We start from the raw sequence: 21,848 nt of genomic DNA on the forward strand, positions 1-21,848 counted from the left end.
GGAGCGGCGCGCGCCGAACGTCGGAGGGGCCGGTTAGAGTCCCCACCTGTGACGGAAACTCCCCGCCTGCTGCTGCTCGACGGACACTCACTGGCCTACCGCGCCTTCTTCGCCCTCCCCGTGGAGAACTTCTCCACGACCACCGGCCAGCACACGAACGCCGTCTACGGCTTCACCTCGATGCTGATCAACGTCCTCCGGGACGAGCGCCCCACGCACATCGTGGTCGCCTTCGACGTCTCCCGGCAGTCGTTCCGCACCGAGCGCTACGCGGAGTACAAGGCCAACCGCAGCGAGTCCCCGAACGAGTTCGGCGGGCAGGTCAGCCTCGTCAAGGAGGTGCTGGCCGCGCTGCGCGTCCCCGTCGTGGAGAAGGCCGGGTACGAGGCCGACGACGTCATCGCCACCCTGGCCCGGGAGGCCCGCGCCGCCGGCATGGACGTGCTGATCTGCACCGGCGACCGGGACGCCTTCCAGCTCATCACCGACAGCACCACCGTGCTGTACCCGCGCAAGGGCGTCTCCGACCTGGCCCGGATGGACCCGGCGGCGGTGACCGAGCGGTACGGCGTCGGCCCCGACCGGTACCGCGACCTGGCCGCCCTCGTCGGCGAGTCCAGCGACAACCTGCCCGGCGTCCCCGGCGTCGGCCCGAAGACCGCGGCGAAGTGGATCACGCAGTACGACGGGCTGGACGGGATCGTCGCCCGGGTGGACGAGATCAGGGGCAAGGCCGGCGACAGCCTGCGCGAGCGGCTCGCCGACGTGCTGCGCAACCACGACCTGAACAAGCTCGTCGACGACCTCGAACTGCCGCTGCACGCCCCCGACACCCGGTGGGTCGGCTGGGACCGGGAGGCCGTGCACGCGGTGTTCGACGCGCTGGAGTTCCGGATCCTGCGCGACCGGCTGTACCAGTACCTCGACGCCGTCGAGCCCGAGGCCGAGGCCGGGTTCGAACTGGCCGGCGAGGTGCTCGCCGCCGGCGCGGCCACCGGCTGGCTCGCCGCGCACGCCGACCACGAGCCGGTCGGCGTCGCCGCCGCCGGTACGTTCGGCCGCGGCACCGGTGCGCTCACCGGCCTCGCCCTGGCCGCCGCCGACGGCGCCGCCGCCTGGCTGGACCCGGCGGCGCTGGACCAGGCCGACGACGCCGCGCTCGCCGCCTGGCTGGCCGACCCGGAGCGGCCGAAGATCCTGCACGACGCCAAGCCGGTGCTGCTGGCCCTCGGCGCGCGCGGCTGGCCGCTGGCGGGGCTGGCCCGGGACACGGCGCTCGCGGCGTACCTGGCCCGGCCGGACCAGCGCTCCTACGACCTCACCGACCTGGCCCTGCGGTACCTGCACCGGGAGCTGCGGGTGGAGGGCCCGGACGACGGGCAGCTCACCCTCGACGGCCTCGGCGGCGACGACGAGGGGCGGGCGGAGCAGGCGCTGATGCTGCGGGCGCGGGCGACGCTGGACCTGGCGGCGGCGCTGGACGAGGAGCTGAGCCGCGACGGCGACGCCTCGGCCCGGCTGCTCGCCGAGGTGGAGCAGCCGCTGCTGGCGGTGCTCGGCGGGCTGGAGCGGGTGGGCATCGCCGCCGACACCGAGTACCTGTCGGGGCTGGAGGCGCACTTCGCCGCCGAGGTGAAGGCCGCCGCGCAGGCCGCGTACGGGGTGGTCGGGCGGGAGTTCAACCTCGGCTCGCCCAAGCAGCTCCAGGAGATCCTGTTCACCGAGCTGGGGCTGCCCAAGACCAAGCGGATCAAGACCGGGTACACCACGGACGCCGAGGCGCTGCAGAACCTGTTCGTCCAGACCGAGCACCCGGTGCTGGCGCACCTGCTGCGGCACCGGGACGTGGCCAAGCTGAAGTCCACCGTCGACGGGCTGCTGAAGTCCGTCGCCGACGACGGCCGCATCCACACGACCTTCTACCAGACCGTCGCGGCGACCGGCCGGCTGTCGTCGACCGACCCGAACCTGCAGAACGTCCCGATCCGGACCGAGGAGGGCCGGCGGATCCGCCGCGCCTTCATCGTGGGGGGCGGGTACGAGTCGCTGATGACCGCCGACTACAGCCAGATCGAGATGCGGATCATGGCGCACCTGTCGGCGGACGCGGCGCTGATCGAGGCGTTCCGGTCGGGCGAGGACTTCCACACCACCACCGCGTCGTTCGTCTTCGGGGTGCCGACGGCCGAGGTGACCGCGGAGCAGCGGCGCAAGATCAAGGCGATGAACTACGGGCTGGCGTACGGGCTGTCCGCGTTCGGGCTGTCCAACCAGCTCCGCATCGCCACCGACGAGGCCCGGGCGCTGATGGACCAGTACTTCGCCCGGTTCGGCGGCGTCCGCGACTACCTGCACAGCGTCGTCGCCCGGGCCCGCCAGGACGGCTACACCGCCACCATGCTCGGCCGCCGCCGGTACCTGCCCGACCTGGTCAGCGACAACCGGCAGCGCCGGGAGATGGCCGAGCGGATGGCCCTCAACGCCCCGATCCAGGGGTCGGCCGCCGACATCATCAAGGTGGCGATGCTGCGGGTCGACACCGCGCTGCGCGCGGCTGGGCTGGCCTCGCGGATGCTGCTCCAGGTGCACGACGAACTCGTCCTGGAGGTCGGGCCGGGCGAGCGGGAGCCGCTGGAGGAGCTGGTCCGGCGGGAGATGGCCGGGGCGATCGCGCTGGAGGTGCCGCTGGAGGTGTCCGTCGGCGTCGGGCGCGACTGGGACACGGCGGCGCACTGACCGTGTCCTCGCCGAGCCTGCTGCACGCCCTGCGCCCGGCCGTCCAGCCGCGGGTGTACGAGCTGTACGACGCGCTGCGCGCCGACGCCCCCTGCCGGTGGGACCGGGCGCTGCGGAGCTGGGTGGTCACCGGGTACGCCGCCGTCGCCGGGGCGGCCCGCGACCCGCGGCTGTCCTCGGTCCGCTACCCGGACCCCGACGCCGTGCCGGCGGAGCTGCGCGGCGTCGCGGCCGTGCTGTCCCGGCAGATGCTGTACCGGGACCCGCCCGACCACGCCCGGCTGCGCGGCCCGGTCAGCCGGGCGTTCGCCGCCCGCGCGATCGCGGCCCTGCGCCCGCGGATCGGCGCGATCGCCGACGGGCTGGTCGACGACGTCGCGCCGGCCGGCGCGTGCGACGTGGTCGCCGACATCGCCGAGGCGCTGCCCGCCCGGGTGATCGGCGAGCTGCTCGACCTGCCCGCGGCCGACCTGCCGGACGTCGTCGAGTGGTCGCGGACGCTCGCGCCGGTGATCGGCGGCGCCCGGATGTCGGCGGAGCAGCGGCGGGCGTGCGCCGAGGCGACCGACCGGGTGCTGGCGTACCTCGACGCCTTCTACACCGGCCGGGCCGACGACGCGGACGGGCCGGTCGCGGACCTGCTCGCCGCCGCCCGGGCGGAGCGGATGACCCGGCCGGAGCTGCTGGCCAACACTCTGTTGATCTTCCTGGGCGGGCACGAGACGACCACCCACTTCCTCGGCAACGCCGTCGTCGCGCTGCTCGCCGACCCGGCCGCCCGGGCGCGGTTCGTCGGCGAGCCGGAGGTGGTCGACGCGGCGGTGGAGGAGCTGCTGCGGTACGACCCGCCGGTGCAGTTGATCCTGCGCCGGGCGGCGGCCGACCTCGACCTGGCCGGCGCGCGGGTCGCCGCGGGGGACCCGGTGCTGCTGGTGACCGCGGCGGCGAACCGGGACCCGGCGGCGTACCCCGAGCCCGGCCGGCTGGACTTCGACCGGGCCGGGCCGCGGCACCTGACGTTCGGCCACGGGGCGCACTTCTGTCTGGGCGCGGGGCTGGCCCGGCTGGAGAGCGGGATCGCGCTGCGGGCCCTGTTCACCCGACTGCCGGACCTGGCCCGGGCGGACGACGGGCCGCTGGAGTGGCTGCCCAACCTGGACTTCCGCGGCCTGACCCGGCTGCCGGTCCGGTTCACGCCGGTCGCCGGGCGGGTGCCGGGCGCCGACCGGGCCGGCACCGCCACCGCCGGGGCCGCCGTCGGTCAGGCGTCGAGTATCCGATAGGCGACCGCGGGGCCGGGCCGGCGGCGCGGACGTTCGGCAGCGCGGTGTCGCGGTAGGCGTAGGACAGCGCGTGGGTGTACGCCGGCCGGCCGTCCGCGGCCGGCACCTCGACCGTCAGGGCGGCGAGCCGGCCGTCGCCGCCGAGCCGCGAGGTGAAGGGCACGGCCGACGCCCGTTCGCCGAGCGCGGCCGGTCCGTCGGCGCCGACGCCGGCCGAGAAGGGGACGGCGGCCAGGTCGATCGTGCCCGCTGTACCCCGCCGGGCCGTGCGCGGTGACCGTGGCCGCGCTCAGCAGCCCGACGGCGTCGCCCGGCTCCAGACCCGCCGCCGCCACGGCTGCCAGCGCCGAGCCGGACGCCCGGGCCGGGTCGAGCCGGAACCATCGCGGGATCGCCGGCAGGCCGGGGATGGGGTCGGCGGATGCGATCCGCAGGTACCGCCCGTCGTCGCGGGCGAGTTGGCTGATCGTGACGCCCGACGCGCTCGTCTCCATCAGCACGGCCCGGTTCGCGGGGGTCGGCGACGCCGGACAGCAGGGACGGCCCGCTGCGGATCGTGTAGCGGAACGGGCCGGTGTCCGCCGCGGGCGCGCCCCGCTGCAGCGCGCGCACGGCCGGCTCGTGGCCGAGGGCGGTGGCGATGCGGGCGCACCCGGCGGCCGGTACGGCGAGGGCGCAGACGGCGAGCGCGGCCAGGGCGGTGCGGGGCGTGGGCAAGGCGGACTCCGGGGCGGCCGGGGCCGGCGGTGCGCCGGCGGGACGCAGCGGATCGTGCCGCGCCCGGCCCGCGGGCGCACGCCTTCCGTCGGATGGCCGACAGCCGCACCGGCCGCCGGGAGCACCCGGGCGGCCGGCGGCCGGTCAGGGGGTGATGCGGGCGATCGGCAGGCGGATCGCGAACGGGTCGCTCAGCTTGAGCACGTCCGCGCTGTCGGCCATCAGCTCGTACTCGCGGAAGCCGCTGCGCCCCGGCTGGTCGCTCAGCCGGTACGCGTACACGTGCACCGGGTCCTGCTCGACCCGCCAGTAGTGCCGGATGCCCGCGGCCGCGTACTCGCCCGGCTTGGCGAACCGGTCGGTCCGCCGGGTGCCCGGCGAGACGATCTCGACGGCGATGACGACCTGGTCGGCGGTGAGGAAGTGCCGGCTGCCGTCGCCGCCGGCCTGGCGCAGCAGCACGTCCGGGATCCGGACGTCCCGCTCGCTCAGCGCGACGCCGACGGCCAGGCTGGCCTTGTACCCGGCCGGCGCGTTGCCGCGCAGCCAGGACCAGAGCAGTGCGGAGATGTCCTGGTGGTCTTCGCTGGGGGAGGGGGCCACACGCAGCACTCCGTCCACGAGCTCGACGCGCGGCGCGTCGGAGGGCAGATCGAGCCAGTCCTCGAGGGTGTGGTCGGCGCGGCTCTGACGGAGGGGATCCGGCTGCCAGAGCGCACCCGCGAGCAGCGCGGTGGCGGGAATCGGATCGGCAGTCACCGAAAAAGTGTACGTCGGACGCACCGCACCCGGCCTCACATGGATGGTGGCTTTTCGCTCAGGAAGATGGCGGTACCGGGGAAGAGGCGCCCCCGCAACGGGCTCCACTGCCCCCACTCGGCCGTGTGGCCGGCCGGCCACTCGGGCTCGATCAGATCGGTCAGGGTGAATCCGGCGCCGATCAGCTCCCGGATCCGGTCACCGACGGTGCGGTGCTGCTCGACGTAGGCGACCCGCCCGGCCGGGTCCCGTTCGACGTAGGGCCGACGGTTGAAGTACGAATATACCGCCGTGAGTCCGTTTTCACCGGGGTCATCCCGGAAAACCCAGCGGAACGGATGAGTCACCGCGAACACCCACCGGCCACCCGGCCGCAGCACCCGGTACACCTCGCGCATCACGGCGGCCGAGTCCGCGACGAACGGGATCGCGCCGAACGCCGTGCAGACGATGTCGAAGCTGGCGTCGCGCAGCGGCAGGGCCAGCGCGTCGGCCTGCACCAGCGGCACCCGGACGCCGGTGCGGGCGGCGCCGGCGGCGGCGTGCCGCAGCATCCCGGCGGACAGGTCCAGGGCGGTGACGTCGGCGCCCTCGGCGGCGAGCCAGCGGGCCGCGGCGGCGGCGCCGCAGCCCAGCTCCAGCACCCGCCGCCCGGCGACGGGGCCGAGCAGCCGGGCGTCGGCCTCGCGCAGCCGCTCGGGGCACCAGACGAAGTCGGCGTCGCCGAGGAAATCGCCGTGTTCGGCCTGGTAGTCATCGGCGTCGCCGTCCCACCAGCCGCGGCTGGCCCGCCGACTGTCGGCATCGCTGACCGTCCCGCCGGCCCCGGCGACCACATCCGTCACGGGGGCGGCCGGGCCGCCGGTGATGCTGGTCATCCGGTCACCGTACGGGCGGCCGGTCGGACCGCGCGTTGCGGTGGGCCTTGCGTGCTGTGGTAAGGGGCACGGTAAGCTGTCCGGTGCGCTTGCGGAACGCGTACCTCGGCAGGGAGTAGGTGCGCCGCGCGAGCCGGAACGCGGTGCCGCCCGGCGGTGCCGGAGACGCGTACCCCGCGGTGCCGCGTCGGTCCGGTCACCCGCCCGCCCGCGTTGTCAAGCCACCGCACACCATTCCGTTCGGAGCAATTGCCCACATGACGAGCAGCATCGAGGCCACCTCGAGCGCCAACAAGGTCACCATCGACGATATCGGTTCCGAGGAGGCTTTCCTCGCCGCGATCGACGAGACCATCAAGTACTTCAACGACGGCGACATTGTCGAAGGCACCGTCGTCAAGGTCGACCGGGACGAGGTCCTGCTCGACATCGGCTACAAGACCGAGGGCGTCATCCCCTCGCGCGAGTTGTCGATCAAGCACGACGTCGACCCGGCCGAGGTGGTGTCGGTCGGTGACCACATCGAGGCCCTGGTCCTCCAGAAGGAGGACAAGGAAGGCCGGCTGATCCTCTCGAAGAAGCGGGCGCAGTACGAGCGCGCCTGGGGCACGATCGAGAAGATCAAGGAAGAGGACGGCGTCGTGCGCGGCTCCGTCATCGAGGTGGTCAAGGGTGGTCTCATCCTCGACATCGGGCTGCGGGGCTTCCTGCCGGCCTCGCTGGTCGAGATGCGCCGGGTCCGCGACCTGCAGCCGTACGTCGGCCGGGAGCTCGAAGCCAAGATCATCGAGCTGGACAAGAACCGCAACAACGTGGTCCTGTCCCGCCGGGCGTGGCTGGAGCAGACGCAGTCCGAGGTGCGCACCGAGTTCCTCAACAAGCTGCAGAAGGGCCAGGTCCGCAAGGGCGTCGTCTCGTCGATCGTCAACTTCGGCGCGTTCGTCGACCTCGGCGGCGTGGACGGCCTGGTGCACGTGTCCGAGCTGTCCTGGAAGCACATCGACCACCCGTCCGAGGTCGTCGAGGTGGGCCAGGAGGTCGAGGTCGAGGTCCTGGACGTCGACCTGGACCGCGAGCGGGTCTCGCTGTCGCTGAAGGCGACGCAGGAGGACCCGTGGCGCCAGTTCGCCCGGACCCACGCGATCCAGCAGATCGTGCCGGGCAAGGTCACCAAGCTGGTGCCGTTCGGCGCGTTCGTCCGCGTGGACGACGGCATCGAGGGCCTGGTGCACATCTCCGAGCTGGCCGAGCGCCACGTGGAGATCCCGGAGCAGGTCGTCCAGGTCGGCTCGGACGTCATGGTCAAGGTCATCGACATCGACCTGGAGCGCCGGCGGATCTCGCTGTCGCTCAAGCAGGCGAACGAGGGCTTCCAGGAGGGCGAGGAGCACTTCGACCCCACCCTCTACGGCATGGCCGCGACGTACGACAACGAGGGCAACTACATCTACCCGGACGGCTTCGACCCGGAGACGGGCGAGTGGCTCGAGGGCTTCGAGAAGCAGCGGGAGGAGTGGGAGCGGCAGTACGCCGAGGCCCGCAACCGCTGGGAGGCGCACACCAAGCAGGTCGTCGCGTCCCGCGCTGCCGAGGCCGAGGCGGAGGCCGCTCCGCCGGCCGCCGCGTCGTCCTCGTCCTCCGGTGGGGCGTCGGCGACGACCTCCTCGTCGTCGTCCGGGCCCGCCCGGGCGTCCCAGGAGCCGAGTGGCACCCTGGCGACCGACGAGGCGCTCGCCGCCCTGCGCGAGAAGCTCGCCGGCAACAAGTAGGCGCCAGCGCGTAACGAGAGGGGCGGGCCCGCCGGGCCCGCCCCTCTCGCCGTCCGTACCCCCAGCTCGGCCCGTACCCCAGCTCGGGCCCGTACCCCAGCTCGGTCCGTACCTCAGCTCAGCGCGGTGAGCAGCACCAGCGCGCCGCTGATCGCCTGCCAGGCCGCCCACAGGGTGATCGCGCCGAGGGTGGCCACCGCCAGCCGCAGCACCGGGAAGCCGTCGGCCGGGGCGCGGTGCGAGCGGATCCGGCCCGGCTCGGGCTCCGGCGCCGGCCGCCCGGCCGCGGCGTGGTGCCGGCCGGGGGGCGCGTCGGCCCGCCACCGGGCGCGCAGCTCGTCGCGGATCGCGACCAGCCGGGCCAGCGCCAGCGCGAGCGCCTCGGCGCCGGCCCGCGGCTCCCGGTCGGGGTCGTCGCGGTCGATCGGGTCGTCGCTCTCGATCGGGTACGAGCGGCTCATCGGCGCCTCCTCCGACGTGCGGCGGCGGTGGCCGGCCGACGGTGCGGCCGACCGCCCTTCCGGGAAGTTAATCCCGGACCGTCCCATCGACGCCGGGGATGTCCGGGTCGCTCACCCGATCGGGTACTTGCGGCGGGTCGTGCGCTTTACTGGACGTGTGCTGCAGATCGCTCTCACCGGCGGGATCGGCGCGGGCAAGAGCGCCGTGGCCGCGCGCCTGGTCGCCCGCGGCGCCGCGCTCGTCGACGCCGACGCGCTCGCCCGCGCGGCCGTCGCCCCCGGTACGCCGGGCCTGTCCGCCGTCGTCGCCGAGTTCGGCCCGGCCGTCCTCGACCCGGCCGGCGCGCTGGACCGCCCGGCGCTGGGCCGGCTCGTCTTCGCCGACGCCGCGGCCCGCGGCCGGCTGGAGGCGATCGTCCACCCGCGGGTGCGCGACCGCGCGGCTGCGCTGGTCGCGGCCGCCCGCCCGGACGCGATCGTCGTGCACGACATCCCGCTGCTGGTGGAGACCGGGCGGGCGGCCGCGTACCCGCTGGTGCTCGTCGTCGAGGCCGGCGAGGCGGTCCGGCTGGCCCGGCTCGCCGAGCGCGGGCTGACCCCGGCCGAGGCGGCGGCCCGGATGGCGGCCCAGGCGCCGGCGGCGCAGCGGCGGGCGGCCGCGGACGTGCTGCTGCCCAACGAGGGCACGCTGGCCGCGCTGTACGAGCGGGTGGACGCCGTGTGGGCGGACCGGCTGGTGCCGTTCGAGGCGAACCTGCGCGCCGACCGCCCGGCCCGCCGCGCCCCGCTGCCGCGGCCGGGCGGGCCGGGCGGCGGCGGGTCCGGCCGGGACCGGGGAACCGCCGGGGCGGGTGGCGTGAGCCGGGACGGCGGCACCGCGGAGGAGCACGCCGCGGCGGGCCGGGCGGCGGCCGCGGCCCGGGCGGCGCGGGCCGGGCGGCTGGTCGGCCGGCTGCGGTACGCGCTCGGGCCGCTGCTGGCCGACGTCGCCGTGGTCGGCGGCGGTACGGGGGAGTGGCTGGAACTGGTGGCGACGACCGACCGGCCGGACGAGGCCGCGGCGGCGGCGCGGGCGGCGGGGCTGGTCCCGACGGCGGCCGGCAGCGAGTCGGCGGACCCGGGCCAGCCGGCGCTGCTCCGCTACGTCCGCCCCGTGCGCCCCTGACCGACCCGGGCGCGGCGGCGGGGCGGTGGTGCCGGCGTCGGCCGCCCACCGACATCGGACCTCATCGCCGCGGTCCGCGCCGGCGCCCGGGGGTTGTGCCGGAACGTGCGCGCTCGCGGCGGCCGGGGGTGCGCGCGCCGGTGTGGATACCGGGGCAGCAACCGCGCCACGGGACGGGCCGCGGCACCCACCGCACGCCGCAAAAGTGTCATAACAGCGTGGTGGTGCCGGGCGTCCCGATGGCCGCCGCGAGCGGCCACGCACACGGTAGCGACGCCGACCCGCCGGCACAATCGATATCGGGCCGCCGTGCGCCATCCGTACGCGGCCGGGTTGTCGGACCCCCGGCGTAGGTTGGTCGGCATGGGCCTCGAGATTCCCCGCGTCGCCGGCGACTTCCGCGTCGTCAGCGAGTTCCAGCCGGCCGGCGACCAGCCGGCGGCCATCGACGAGCTGGCCCGCCGGGTCCGCCGCGGCGACCGGCACACGGTCCTGCTCGGCGCCACCGGCACCGGCAAGAGCGCCACGACGGCCTGGCTGATCGAGCGGCTCCAGCGCCCCACGCTGGTGCTGGCGCCCAACAAGACGCTCTGCGCCCAGCTCGCCAAGGAGTTCCGCGAGCTGCTGCCGCACAACGCCGTCGAGTACTTCGTGTCGTACTACGACTACTACCAGCCCGAGGCGTACATCCCGCAGACGGACACGTACATCGAGAAGGACTCCTCGATCAACGAGGAGGTCGAGCGGCTGCGCCACTCGGCGACGATGTCGCTGCTCACCCGCCGCGACGTGATCGTGGTGGCGACGGTCTCCGCGATCTACGGCCTGGGCACCCCGCAGGAGTACCTGGAGCAGGCCGCCCGGGTGTCCGTCGGCGCCGAGGTCGACCGGGACGCGCTGCTGCGCCGCCTGGTGGAGATCCAGTACACCCGCAACGACATGGCGTTCCAGCGCGGCACGTTCCGCGTCCGGGGCGACACGTTGGAGATCATCCCGGCGTACGAGGAGCTGGCGATCCGGATCGAGTTCTTCGGCGACGAGATCGAGAAGCTGTCGTACCTGCACCCGCTCACCGGCGACGTCATCCGCGCGGTCGACCAGTTGCTGATCTTCCCGGCCAGCCACTACGCCGCCGGCCCGGAGCGGATGGAGCGGGCGATCGGCGACATCGAGGTCGAGCTGGCGGCCCGGCTGGCCGAGCTGGACACCCAGCAGAAGCTGCTGGAGTCGCAGCGGCTGCGGATGCGCACCACGTACGACATCGAGATGATGCGGCAGATCGGCTTCTGCTCCGGCATCGAGAACTACTCGCTGCACATCGACGGCAGGCAGCCCGGCGAGGCGCCGCACTGCCTGCTCGACTACTTCCCGGACGACTTCCTCACCGTCATCGACGAGTCGCACGTGACCGTCCCGCAGATCGGCGGCATGTACGAGGGCGACGCCTCGCGCAAGCGGATCCTCGTCGACCACGGCTTCCGGCTGCCCAGCGCCGCCGACAACCGGCCGCTGCGGTTCGACGAGTTTCTCGAGCGGGTCGGCCAGATGGTGATGCTGTCGGCGACGCCGGGCTCCTGGGAGATGGAGCACGCGCAGGGCGAGTACGTCGAGCAGGTCATCCGGCCGACCGGCCTGGTCGACCCCGAGGTCGTGGTCAAGCCGACCAAGGGCCAGATCGACGACCTGATGCACGAGATCCGCGGCCGGGTCGAGCGGGACGAGCGGGTGCTGGTCACCACGCTGACCAAGAAGATGGCCGAGGACCTCACCGACTACCTGCTGGAGCACGGCATCCGGGTGCGGTACCTGCACTCCGAGGTCGACACCCTGCGCCGGGTCGAGCTGCTGCGCGAGCTGCGCAAGGGCGACTACGACGTCCTGGTCGGCATCAACCTGCTGCGCGAGGGCCTGGACCTGCCCGAGGTGTCGCTGGTGGCGATCCTCGACGCCGACAAGGAGGGCTTCCTGCGCAGCGGCCGGTCGCTGATCCAGACGATCGGCCGCGCGGCCCGCAACGTCTCCGGCCAGGTGCACATGTACGCCGACAAGATCACGCCGTCGATGCGCGACGCGATCGACGAGACCGACCGGCGCCGGGCCAAGCAGGTCGCGCACAACGAGGCCAACGGCATCACGCCGGCGCCGCTGCGCAAGAAGATCCACGACATCCTCGACGACATCTGGCGCGACGCGGCGGACACCGAGTCGGCGCTGGGCGGCCACGGCCCCGGCGGCGCGATCGTCGGCGGCGCCGGCCGGCAGATGAGCCGCGGCAAGGCGCCGGTGCCCGAGACCCGGTCGCGGGCGCGCGCCGGCGTGACCACGCCGTCCGCGGCCGGGATGGCCCGGGCGGACCTCGCGGCGCTGATCCAGGAGCTGAACGAGCAGATGCTCGGCGCGGCCCGCGAGCTGCAGTTCGAGCTGGCCGCCCGGATCCGGGACGAGATCGGCGAGCTGAAGAAGGAGCTGCGCGCGATGGACACCGCCGGCGTCACGTGACCGCCCGCCGCCCGACGGGACGCTCGCGGCGGGCGGCGCCCACGGGCCGACGCCGCTCCGGCGGCCGGCGTCAGCGGGCGTGGACCCGCAGGGTGGTGCCGTCGGTGGTGTAGAGGCGGCCGTCGGCCACGACCGCGTACCCGGTGGCGGCGGCGACGGGGGAGACCGTCGCGCCGCCGTTCGCCGCCCGCAGCACCGCCAGCGGCCGGCCGGCCACCGTCGCGTACACCAGGTCGGCGGCCCGGGTCGGGCGGCCGACGGCGCCGGGCAGCTCGCGGCGCCAGTCCGGGCGGCCGGAGTGCAGCCACAGCGCGGTCAGCGTGCGGCCCCGGGCCAGGTACGCCCGGCGGTCGTCGACGGCCGCGTCGCCGGCGCCGGCGACGCGCCGCCAGCGCACCGCGCCGGTCCGGGCGTCGAGCAGGGCGACGGCGTCGTCGGGCGCCGCGGCCAGCAGGTGCCGGCCGTCCGGCGTGGCGGCCAGCGCGCGCCACCGGGTGCGGCTGCGCCAGCGGACGCCGCCGTCGGCGATCCCCACCGCCGTACTGCCGGTCGCGGTGGTCAGCAGCAGGCGGCCGCCGGCGCTCACCCCGCGGTACAGGTCGGCGCCGGCCGTCGCCCAGCGCTGCCGGCCGTCCCGGACGTCGAACGCCCGCACCCGGCCGCCGCCGGCGAGCACGACCACGCCCCGGTCGGCGACCATCGCGGTCGACGGCGGACCGGTGAACCCGGCCCACCGCTGCTCCCCGCTGGCCCGGTCCAGGCCGAGGACCTGCCCGTACGGCTCGAACTGCGCGCAGTCGTTGAGGCCCACCAGCAGCAGGTCCCCGGCGACGGCCAGGAACTGCGCGTACTCGTCGTACGGCTGGTCGTAGCCGAACGCCCACCGCCCGGTACCGGCGCCGGCCACCCGGATCGCCCGGACCCCGCCGCCGTCCCCGACGTACGCGTGGCCGTCGGCGACGACCGGCTCGCCGACCCGGCGGCAGTCCGCGTCGTCGAGGCTGGGCCCGCGCTGCCAGGCGAGCCGGAGGCCGCCGACGGTGCGGGCGGTGATCCGCCGCTCGTCCGGCTGATACCCGGTGTTGCCGGGCCCGTAGCCGCCCGTGCCCCAGCCGGCCGCACCCCGGCCGGCCGCGGCGCGGGCAGCCGTGGCCCCGGCGGCCGTGCCGCGGGTGGGCGGGTCGCTCGCGGGGGAGGCCGAGCCGGTTGCGCGGGCGGCCGGCGCGGGCGCGGCCGGGCCGGCAGCGACCGAGGTCGAACCGACCAGGATCGCGGCGGCGGCCGCCAGCAGGCGCCAAGGCCGCATCGTGCACCCCCGTGTGTGCTCGGCATCCCTTCCCCCAACGTACGCGCGCACCGCCGCCGGCACGCGGTAACCCACCCCTCCGGGTGCTCACGCCACCGCACCCGGGGCCGGCCGCGCCGCGGGCCGGGAACCGGTCACCTAGCTTCCTAGGCCGCGGTGCGAATAGTGACCTTCCGCACCGTTAGGTGGAGCCGGGGCCCGCCCCCCTGTGCGGATCTTGGGTTGCTGGGTAAGAATTGGCCGCGACAGGGAGGGGAGTATTCCCTCGCGGCGGAGTCGTCAGCACGGTGGCGGCCGGGTTTCCCGGCGGACCACCCGGCCCCGCCGGTCGCCCGGCGCTTCCGGCCGGGCGGCGGGAGAGACCTCCGCAGTCAGGTTTGTGAGGTGCGTGGGCGGCCCCGCCGGGGTACGGCCATGTCGAGCCGTGTCTGCCGGAGGTCTGCTTTGAACGTGCCCGTGTGGGTGTGGGTCGCCACCCTCGTCGCCACCATGGCCCTGTTGGCCGTCGACCTGCTCATCGTCGGGCGCCGCCCGCACGAGCCGAGCATGCGCGAGTCGACGAGCTGGGTTCTCTTCTACGTCGCGCTGGCGCTGCTGTTCGGCGGCGGCATCTGGCTGGCCTCCGGCGGCGTCGCCGCGCAGGAGTTCTACGCCGGCTGGCTGACCGAGTACAGCCTGTCGATCGACAACCTGTTCGTCTTCGTGATCATCATGAGCCGGTTCGCGGTGCCGCGGGCGTACCAGCAGACCGTGCTCATGATCGGCATCATCCTCGCGCTGCTGCTGCGCGGCGTGTTCATCGCCGCCGGCGCCGCGCTGATCGACCAGTTCGTCTGGGTGTTCTACCTGTTCGGCGCGTTCCTGATCTACACCGCGATCGGGCTGGCCCGGCACGGCGAGGACGAGGCCGGCGACTACAAGGAGAACATCGTCATCCGCTGGGCCCGCCGGGCGCTGCGGGTCGGCCCGGAGTACCACGGCGCGCGGCTGACCACGGTCACCGAGGCCGGGCGGCGGATCTTCACCCCGATGCTGCTCGTGATGATCGCCATCGGCACCACAGACCTGATCTTCGCCCTGGACTCGATCCCGGCGATTTTCGGGCTGACCAAGGAGCCGTACCTGGTGTTCACCGCGAACGTGTTCGCGCTGATGGGCCTGCGCCAGTTGTACTTCCTGCTCGGCGGGCTGCTCGACCGGCTGGTGTACCTGTCGCTGGGCCTGGCGGTCGTCCTCGGCTTCATCGGCGTGAAGCTGATCTTCGAGGCGCTGCACGGCAACAACGTGCCGTTCCTCAACGGCGGCGAGCCGATCGGCTGGGCGCCGCACATCGACATCAAGGTGTCGCTGTCGGTCATCATCGGCACGCTCGCCATCGCGGCGGCCGCGAGCCTGTGGAAGACCCGCCGCGACGCCCGCCGCGCGGTATCGGCCGGCGCCGCCGGTACGTCCGGGGACCCCACCGGCACGCCGCCCGCCGACCCCGACCGCTGACCGGGCCGCGCCCCATCCGGGCCGCGCCCGGCCCGGACCGTGCCCCCACCCGGGCCGCGCCCCCACCCGGACCGTGCCCGGCCAGCGCCCCGCGATCACCCCCCGACGCGGCGCGCCGCCCGACCCCGCAGAGGTCGGGCGGCGCGATGGATCCGGGGATCAGCCCTGGTGCTTGCGGCGGGCCGTGAGCCGGGCCCGCTGGGTGGCGTCCAGGACCACCTTGCGCAGCCGGACCGCCACCGGCGTGACCTCCACGCACTCGTCGTCGCGGCAGAACTCCAGCGCCTGCTCCAGCGACAGCCGCCGCGGCGGGATGACCTTCTCGGTCTCCTCGGCGGTGGACGAGCGCATGTTCGTCAGCTTCTTCTCCTTGGTGATGTTGACGTCCATGTCGTCGGCCCGGGAGTTCTCCCCGACGATCATGCCCTCGTACACCTCGGTGGTCGGCTCGACGAAGAGCTGCCCGCGCTCCTGCAGGTTGAGCATCGCGAACGGCGTCACCACGCCGGTCCGGTCCGCGACCAGCGAGCCGCTGTTGCGGGTGCGCAGGTCGCCGTGCCACGGCTCGTACGCCTCGAACACGTGGTGGGCGATCCCGGTGCCGCGGGTCTCGGTCAGGAACTCGGTGCGGAAGCCGATCAGCCCGCGCGCCGGGATCAGCCACTCCATCCGGATCCAGCCGGTGTTGTGGTTGGTGAACTGCTCCATCCGCCCCTTGCGGGTGGACAGGAGCTGGGTGATCGCGCCCATGTACTCCTCGGGCGCGTCGATGGTCAGCCGCTCCATCGGCTCGCACGTCCGGCCGTCGATCTCCTGCGTGACGACCTGCGGCTTGCCGATGGTCAGCTCGTACGACTCGCGGCGCATCTGCTCGACCAGGATGGCCAGGGCCAGCTCGCCGCGGCCCTGCACCTCCCAGGCGTCCGGGCGCTCGGTCGGCAGGACCCGCAGCGAGACGTTGCCGACCAGCTCCTTGTCCAGCCGGTCCTTGACCATCCGGGCGGTCACCTTGCCGCCCTTGACCTTGCCGACCAGCGGCGAGGTGTTGGTGCCGATGACCATCGAGATGGCCGGCTCGTCCACGGTGATCAGCGGCAGCGGCACCGGGTTCTCCGCGTCGGCCAGGGTCTCGCCGATCATGATGTCGGGGATGCCGGCGATGGCGATGATGTCGCCGGGGCCGGCCGAGTCGGCGGTCCTGCGCTCCAGGCCGTACGTCATCAGCAGCTCGGAGATCCGCACGTTGGCGGTGCTGCCGTCGGTCCGGCACCAGGCGACCGTCTGGCCCTTGCGGATGGTGCCCTGGCGCACCCGGCACAGCGCCAGCCGGCCGAGGAACGGCGAGGCGTCGAGGTTGGTGACGTGCGCCTGCAGCGGGGCGGCCTCGTCGTACGCGGGGGCGGGGATCGTGTCGAGCAGCGTGCGGAACAGCGGCTCCAGCGAGTCGCTGTCGGCCGGCACGGAGCCGTCGTCGGGCTTGGTCAGCGAGGCGACGCCGTCGCGGGCGCAGGCATAGATGATCGGGAACTCGATCTGGTCGGCGTCGGCGTCGAGGTCGAGGAACAGCTCGTACGTCTCGTCGATGACCTCGCTGATCCGGGCGTCCGGCCGGTCCACCTTGTTGATCACCAGGATGATCGGCAGCCGGGCCTTGAGCGCCTTGCGCAGCACGAACCGGGTCTGCGGCAGCGGCCCCTCGCTCGCGTCGACGAGCAGGACGACGCCGTCGACCATGGTCAGGCCGCGCTCGACCTCGCCGCCGAAGTCGGCGTGGCCGGGGGTGTCGATGATGTTGATGGTGACGGGCGCGGACCCGTCGGCGGGGTTGTACGCGATGGCCGTGTTCTTGGCCAGGATCGTGATGCCCTTCTCCCGCTCCAGGTCCATCGAGTCCATGACCCGGTCGGCGACCTCGGCCCGCGCGGAGAAGGCGCCGCCCTGGCGCAGCATGGCGTCCACGAGGGTGGTCTTGCCGTGGTCGACGTGGGCGACGATGGCGACGTTGCGGAGATCCGATCGGGTCTGCATGGTCATCATCTTCCCGCCTCCCCGCGGCCGGGCGGCCCCCGGGTCCCCGCGGCCGCCGCCGGTGGCCGACGGATGGGGTACCCACCCCCGTCCGGTGGTAATCGACGGAAACCTCACGTTGCCCCGGAACCGCCCATAGCATCGATGCGGCCGGGCCCAGCGGGGGCGGACCCGGCGGCGGAGGGGGACCGCGTGCGACGGCTCGGTGCGAGTATTTCGATCATGGTGACCGCGGCGGCGGCTGCGCTGGTGGCGGCGCCGCCGGCGGCGGCCGTGGCGCGGTCGGCGACGGTGTCCAGCGGCGGCAGCGTGGTCGCGCTGCGCAGCGGGCCGACGACGGCCTTCAACCGGGTGGTCGGGTCGGTGCCGCACGGCGCGCGGCTGAGCGTGCTGTGCCAGATGTTCGGCCAGAACGTGGCCGGGCGGGTGCGCACCACCGGGTACTGGAACAAGCTCACCACCGGCGCGTTCATCTCGGACGGCTTCGTGGCCTGGCGGCCGAACCGGGCCGTGCCGTGGTGCAGCGCGACCGGCGTGCGGGCCACCGCCACCGCGTACACCCGGGGCACCGGGGTGATCATCCGGCGCGGCCCCGACACCCGGCACCCGGCCGTGGGCCGGCTGAGCAACCGGCAGCGGTTCGGCGTCGCCTGCCAGCAGTGGGGGCAGCGGGTCCGCGGGCCGGCGACCACCAGCCCGATCTGGAACGTGCTGGCCACCGGCCGGCAGGTGCCCGACGCGCTCACCCTGTGGCGCCCCGGCCGGCCGTCGCTGCCGTGGTGCGGCCAGGCCGGCTGGACCGTACCGCCGACGCCGTCGAACTTCATCCGCCGGGTGGCGCCGGGCGCGCGGATGAGCCAGGCCCGGTACCGGGTGCCCGCGTCCGTGACGATCGCCCAGGCGATCCTGGAGTCCGGCTGGGGCAAGAGCCTGCTGACCCGGCGGGACCACAACTACTTCGGGATCAAGTGCTTCGGCGCGCCGGGGACGATCGCGATCGGCTGCCGCGGATACGCCACGCACGAGTGCGGCGGCGGCAAGTGCTGGCGGACGCGGGCGACGTTCCGGGTGTACCGGAACCTGGCCGGGTCGATGCTGGACCACGCGAAGTGGCTGGCCGAGCGGCCCCGGTACCGGGGCGCGTTCCGCTACTACCTGTCGCCGGGCCGGTTCGCCGCCGCCATCCACAGGGCCGGATACGCGACCTCGCCGGTGTACGCGCGGAACCTGATCCGGATCATGAGCCGGTACAACCTGTACCGCTTCAACTGAGCCCGGCGTCAGCCGCGGTTGAGGTTCAGGTTCCAGGTGTCCGTCGGGGTCATCCGCCGGCGCCGGCCCGGCACCGGCGGCCGGGCGTCCAGCGCCGCGGCCGGCGCGGTCGGCACCGCGGTCCGCGCCCGGACGGCGTCCCGCCGCTCGACCAGGTGCGCCCGGTGGGCGCCGGAGACCTGCCCGTCGATCGCCGCCCGGATCAGCTCGGCGCGCAGCGCCACCCGGCCCTCGACGTCCTCGGTGAGCAGGTGCGCGTGGACGAGCTGGTCCACGCCCGAGAGCACCTCGGGCAGCGCCAGCGCGGTCAGCTCGCGCAGCTCGCCGACGGCCAGCGGCCCGACGGTCGCGCACAGCCGCAGGATCTCCCACGCCGACGGCGGCAGCGCCCGCACCCGGACCCGGGCCACGTGCATCGCCACCGAACCGGCCACCGAGTCCGGCGCGGCGACGACGCCGACCAGCGCGGGGATGCCGCCGGTGGCGACCCACCCGCCCGGTACGGGCTCCAGGTCGGCCTCGGTCAGCGGCTCCAGCCGCAGCACCAGGTCGGCGCCGAGGTTGGCCAGCGGCCGCCCGGCCAGCGCCGACGGGTACGGGTAGGCCAGCGCCAGCCGCAGCCCGGGGCAGTGGTCGCGCAGCCAGCCCAGCTCGTTGACGCTGTCCGCGTCCAGCTCGGTGGCGTCGTCCACGGTCAGCACCGGGCGGTCCAGCTCGCGCAGCGCGTCGGCGATCGCGGTCAGCTCGGCCACCGACAGCGCGCGCCGCTCGGCCATCGCCGTCTCCACGGCGGCCCGCGCGGCCGCGCCGGCGCCGAGGGCGTCCAGCGCGGAGCGCAGCCAGCTCAGCCGCAGCGTGTCGGTCGCGCCGGCGCCCGGCCCGCGGCCGGGGCCGACCCGGGCGGGGGCGCGGCGGGCGACCTCGGCGAGCAGCGCCGACTTGCCCGAGCCGATCGGCCCGACCAGGTGCACCACGCGCGGGGCGGCGTCGCCGAGCAGCAGGTCCAGCTCGGCCCGCCGGCCGAGGAACAGCCGGTCCGGCTCGGCCGCGGGCGCCGCCGGGGTCGGCCGGGGCGCGGACGCCTGCCCCCGCCGGGCCACGATCGCGGCGCGCAGGTTGGCGGTCTCCACCGACGGCGGCACGCCCAGCTCCTCGTCGAGCGCCTGCTGGCAGCGGTCGTACCAGCGCAGTGCGTCGTCGGTGCGGCCCAGGTCGGCGGCGGCGCGCATGGCCAGCCGGTACGGCGCCTCGGCGTACCGGTCGAGGGCGACGGCGTCGCCGGCCAGCCGCAGCGACCGGGCCGGGTCGGTGGGGGCGGCGTCCTCGGCCAGCTCGCAGAGGGCGAGCAGCATCGCGTCCCGGACCTCGGCCCGCGGGCCGCCGGCCCACTCGGCGTACTGGTCGTCGGCGAACGGCAGGTCCTCGGCCAGGTCCAGCACCCGCTGGCGCAGGGCGAGCCGGGCGGGGGCGCCGGCCGGGTGCTCGTCGGCGGCCCGGACGGCGCCGCGCAGGTCGGCCAGGTCCAGCTCGGCGCGCTGCGTGGTGAACAGGTACCCGCCGGCCCGGGTCACGATGAACGACTCGGCGGTCGGCCGGCCCGGCTGCAGGGTGCGCCGGATCAGCGAGACGTAGTGCTCCAGCGCGGCGACGTGGTTGCCGGGCAGGTCCTCGCCCCACACGGCGTCGGCCAGCGCGTCCTTGGACTGGGGCCGGTCGTGCCGGGCCGCGAGCACGCAGAGCACCTGGCGGGCGCGGCGGGGGAGGCCCTCGATGGGCAGGGCGCGGCCGTCGGCGTCGGCGACGCTGAGCCGGCCGAGTACGGTCACGCGCACTGGTTGTCCCCTTTTATCCGCAGCGGGCATCCGCGCCGCCGTTGTTCTCCCATCGGCGCCCCCGCCCGGGGCTGAAGGAAACCCGCGGCGCCGGGCCGGCCCGCCCGCGGCCTCAGCCGGGCCCCGGGCGGGCCACACGCGGCGCTCAGGGCCGGGTGGCACGCTCGCCGGGCGAGCCGCCGGACCGTGGATTCCCCGGCGGCTTGCACCATCGACGGGGAGGGGGCGGCGTGCGGGGGCAGCGGCGCAGCAACGGTCGCGGCGGTCCGGCGGTCCGCCGCGAGCCGCCGCCCGACCGGCCCGGCCCGGCCCCCCGGCCCGGCCCGGCCCCGCCGCCCGGCGCGGTCCTGCTCGCCGCGATGGGCGGCCGGAGCCGGTTCGCCCGCCGCGCGCCCGCCGGCCCGATCCGCCGGCTGGACAAGCGGGTGATCGTCGGCCTGGTCCTGGTCGCCGCGGGGGTGTGGCTGCTGGCGGTGACCCTCAGCGGTACCGGGACGGCCGTGCGCGGCGCGCTGCCGACCACGTCGAGCATCCGGGTGGACCGGGTGGCCGACAGTCCGGGCGCGCCCGCGGGCAGCCGCCGGGTCACCCTCGACCTCACGCTGGCCGCCGGCCCGGACGCCGCCCTGCGGTACGCCGGGGACCGGTTCGCGCTCACTGCGAACGGCGCGCAGTTCACCCCGTTCCGCGTGGACCTCCCGGGCGATACGCTGCGTCCGCTGTCCCAGCTCTCCGGGCAGCTCGTCTTCGACGTGCCCCGGGCCACCCGCACCGCCGTGCTGACCCTGCGCGGCCGCCGCGTCGCCGACGTGACGTTCCCGGCCGCCGCGGGCGCCGGCTGACCGGTTGACCTGCCCGAAGGCCGCGATGGCCGGGCTCCGGCGGCCCGGGCGGTTTAGTACGGTGGGTGCCGGCGCGGGGCCGATACCGGGTTCCGAACGACGACTGAGGCGGAAACGTGAGCGAGAACGAGCAGAGGGTGCGCCCCTCCATGTCCGGCGCGGCCCGGCGGATCGCGGAGGAGATGGCCGCGAAGAAGGCGGCGGAGGCCAAGCGCAAGCGGACGGCCTGGATCGGCTCCGGCATCGCCGTCCTCGTGGTGATCGGCGCGGTCGTCGGCATCGTGGCGCTGACCGGCGACGACGACAAGCCCGGCTCGCCGACCGTGGACGCCTCCGCCAGCGCGTCCGCCGCGCCGCCGGTCGCGCCGGGCGACAAGCCGAAGGTGACCGCCGGTACCGGCGCGGTCGACAAGCTCAAGGTCACCGTCCTCAAGCCGGGCACCGGCGCGGAGGTCAAGTCCGGCCAGACGATCACCGTGCACTACGTGGGCGTGACGTACAAGGACGGCAAGCAGTTCGACGCGTCCTGGGACAGCGGCCAGCCGGCCGAGTTCGCCATCGGCGTCGGCCAGGTCATCAAGGGCTGGGACGCCGGCCTCGTCGGGCAGAAGGTCGGCAGCCGGGTGCAGCTCGACATCCCGGCCGACCAGGCGTACGGCGAGACCCCGGCCGGCGGCCGCCCCGGCGGCGCGCTGCGCTTCGTGGTGGACATCCTCGCGGCCAAGTAGTCCGGCGTGCGGGCCCCGGCGGGCGCGGTGTGTACTCCCCGTGCCCGCCGGGTCACCTGCGGCTGATGTGGCCAACCGG

15 protein-coding genes are annotated in these 21,848 nt (G+C 75.0%); 9 read left to right on the forward strand and 6 right to left on the reverse strand.

Annotated features, from left to right (window positions below; all coding sequences use genetic code 11):
• Nucleotides 1-48 precede the first annotated feature (48 nt).
• Both polA and IEY94_RS04020 read left to right on the forward strand, forming a co-directional pair.
• Nucleotides 49-2,736 carry a DNA polymerase I gene (polA, locus tag IEY94_RS04015; RefSeq protein WP_189168611.1) on the forward strand — a complete coding sequence of 896 codons (2,688 nt, stop codon included), beginning with the start codon at nucleotides 49-51 and terminating at the stop codon, nucleotides 2,734-2,736.
• A 2-nt stretch (nucleotides 2,737-2,738) separates the two neighbouring features.
• The gene (locus tag IEY94_RS04020; RefSeq protein ID WP_229783282.1) at nucleotides 2,739-4,019 is read left to right on the forward strand and encodes a cytochrome P450; all 1,281 of its coding nucleotides are present in this window, start codon (nucleotides 2,739-2,741) and stop codon (nucleotides 4,017-4,019) included.
• 861 nt (nucleotides 4,020-4,880) lie between these two features.
• On the opposite strand, the gene IEY94_RS04025 is transcribed toward IEY94_RS04020, so the two are convergent.
• Together IEY94_RS04025 and IEY94_RS04030 are read right to left on the reverse strand one after the other, a co-directional pair.
• A complete protein-coding gene (locus tag IEY94_RS04025; RefSeq protein WP_229783283.1) occupies nucleotides 4,881-5,495 on the reverse strand; it encodes a Uma2 family endonuclease in 615 nt (204 codons plus the stop codon).
• Between the two features lie 35 nt (nucleotides 5,496-5,530).
• Nucleotides 5,531-6,373 carry a class I SAM-dependent methyltransferase gene (locus tag IEY94_RS04030; RefSeq protein ID WP_189168612.1) on the reverse strand — a complete coding sequence of 281 codons (843 nt, stop codon included), beginning with the start codon at nucleotides 6,371-6,373 and terminating at the stop codon, nucleotides 5,531-5,533.
• A gap of 257 nt (nucleotides 6,374-6,630) precedes the next feature.
• Here IEY94_RS04030 and rpsA point away from each other — a divergent pair, with 257 nt between their 5' ends.
• Nucleotides 6,631-8,142, forward strand: coding sequence for a 30S ribosomal protein S1 (gene rpsA, locus IEY94_RS04035; RefSeq protein WP_189168613.1), 1,512 nt, complete (start codon nucleotides 6,631-6,633; stop codon nucleotides 8,140-8,142).
• Between the two features lie 113 nt (nucleotides 8,143-8,255).
• Here rpsA and IEY94_RS04040 read toward each other — a convergent pair whose 3' ends face one another.
• Entirely contained in the window at nucleotides 8,256-8,603 is a 348-nt protein-coding gene (locus IEY94_RS04040) for a hypothetical protein (protein WP_189168614.1), read from the reverse strand.
• A gap of 157 nt (nucleotides 8,604-8,760) precedes the next feature.
• On the opposite strand from IEY94_RS04040, the gene coaE reads away from it, so the two are divergent.
• Both coaE and uvrB read left to right on the forward strand, forming a co-directional pair.
• The gene (coaE, locus tag IEY94_RS23305; RefSeq protein WP_229783284.1) at nucleotides 8,761-9,768 is read left to right on the forward strand and encodes a dephospho-CoA kinase; all 1,008 of its coding nucleotides are present in this window, start codon (nucleotides 8,761-8,763) and stop codon (nucleotides 9,766-9,768) included.
• Between the two features lie 363 nt (nucleotides 9,769-10,131).
• Nucleotides 10,132-12,267 (forward strand): excinuclease ABC subunit UvrB, encoded by a 2,136-nt coding sequence (gene uvrB / locus IEY94_RS04050; RefSeq protein WP_189168615.1) that lies wholly within the window; start codon nucleotides 10,132-10,134, stop codon nucleotides 12,265-12,267.
• 70 nt (nucleotides 12,268-12,337) lie between these two features.
• On the opposite strand, the gene IEY94_RS04055 is transcribed toward uvrB, so the two are convergent.
• Nucleotides 12,338-13,573 (reverse strand): outer membrane protein assembly factor BamB family protein, encoded by a 1,236-nt coding sequence (locus IEY94_RS04055; protein ID WP_189168616.1) that lies wholly within the window; start codon nucleotides 13,571-13,573, stop codon nucleotides 12,338-12,340.
• A 414-nt stretch (nucleotides 13,574-13,987) separates the two neighbouring features.
• Between IEY94_RS04055 and IEY94_RS04060 the strand changes: the two genes are divergently transcribed.
• Complete coding sequence (locus tag IEY94_RS04060; RefSeq protein ID WP_373291189.1) at nucleotides 13,988-15,067, forward strand: TerC family protein; 1,080 nt, start codon at nucleotides 13,988-13,990, stop codon at nucleotides 15,065-15,067.
• A gap of 159 nt (nucleotides 15,068-15,226) precedes the next feature.
• Here the strand turns inward: IEY94_RS04060 and typA are convergent, their stop codons facing one another.
• Nucleotides 15,227-17,095, reverse strand: coding sequence for a translational GTPase TypA (gene typA / locus IEY94_RS04065; protein WP_189168618.1), 1,869 nt, complete (start codon nucleotides 17,093-17,095; stop codon nucleotides 15,227-15,229).
• A 192-nt stretch (nucleotides 17,096-17,287) separates the two neighbouring features.
• On the opposite strand from typA, the gene gsmA reads away from it, so the two are divergent.
• Nucleotides 17,288-18,367: a sporangiospore maturation cell wall hydrolase GsmA gene (gene gsmA / locus IEY94_RS04070; protein ID WP_189168619.1), complete on the forward strand. Its 1,080-nt coding sequence runs from the start codon at nucleotides 17,288-17,290 to the stop codon at nucleotides 18,365-18,367.
• Between the two features lie 8 nt (nucleotides 18,368-18,375).
• Here the strand turns inward: gsmA and IEY94_RS04075 are convergent, their stop codons facing one another.
• Nucleotides 18,376-20,199 (reverse strand): AfsR/SARP family transcriptional regulator, encoded by a 1,824-nt coding sequence (locus tag IEY94_RS04075; RefSeq protein WP_189168620.1) that lies wholly within the window; start codon nucleotides 20,197-20,199, stop codon nucleotides 18,376-18,378.
• Between the two features lie 230 nt (nucleotides 20,200-20,429).
• Here IEY94_RS04075 and IEY94_RS04080 point away from each other — a divergent pair, with 230 nt between their 5' ends.
• Both IEY94_RS04080 and IEY94_RS04085 read left to right on the forward strand, forming a co-directional pair.
• Nucleotides 20,430-21,041 carry a hypothetical protein gene (locus tag IEY94_RS04080; RefSeq protein ID WP_189168621.1) on the forward strand — a complete coding sequence of 204 codons (612 nt, stop codon included), beginning with the start codon at nucleotides 20,430-20,432 and terminating at the stop codon, nucleotides 21,039-21,041.
• Between the two features lie 149 nt (nucleotides 21,042-21,190).
• A complete protein-coding gene (locus IEY94_RS04085) occupies nucleotides 21,191-21,769 on the forward strand; it encodes an FKBP-type peptidyl-prolyl cis-trans isomerase (protein WP_189168818.1) in 579 nt (192 codons plus the stop codon).
• Nucleotides 21,770-21,848: the final 79 nt, after the last annotated feature.

Origin of the sequence: Pilimelia anulata, assembly GCF_014647895.1 — a bacterium.
Taxonomy (GTDB): Bacteria; Actinomycetota; Actinomycetes; order Mycobacteriales; family Micromonosporaceae; genus Pilimelia; species Pilimelia anulata.

Bases quoted from the DNA above. Each gene is read 5' to 3' on its own strand.
- uvrB (WP_189168615.1), top strand. From the start codon at position 10,132: ATGGGCCTCGAGATTCCCCGCGTCGCCGGCGACTTCCGCGTCGTCAGC.
- typA (WP_189168618.1), bottom strand. From the start codon at position 17,095: ATGCAGACCCGATCGGATCTCCGCAACGTCGCCATCGTCGCCCACGTC.
- rpsA (WP_189168613.1), top strand. From the start codon at position 6,631: ATGACGAGCAGCATCGAGGCCACCTCGAGCGCCAACAAGGTCACCATC.
- IEY94_RS04060 (WP_373291189.1), top strand. From the start codon at position 13,988: ATGTCGAGCCGTGTCTGCCGGAGGTCTGCTTTGAACGTGCCCGTGTGG.
- IEY94_RS04030 (WP_189168612.1), bottom strand. From the start codon at position 6,373: ATGACCAGCATCACCGGCGGCCCGGCCGCCCCCGTGACGGATGTGGTC.
- IEY94_RS04085 (WP_189168818.1), top strand. From the start codon at position 21,191: ATGTCCGGCGCGGCCCGGCGGATCGCGGAGGAGATGGCCGCGAAGAAG.
- IEY94_RS04055 (WP_189168616.1), bottom strand. From the start codon at position 13,573: ATGCGGCCTTGGCGCCTGCTGGCGGCCGCCGCCGCGATCCTGGTCGGT.
- IEY94_RS04040 (WP_189168614.1), bottom strand. From the start codon at position 8,603: ATGAGCCGCTCGTACCCGATCGAGAGCGACGACCCGATCGACCGCGAC.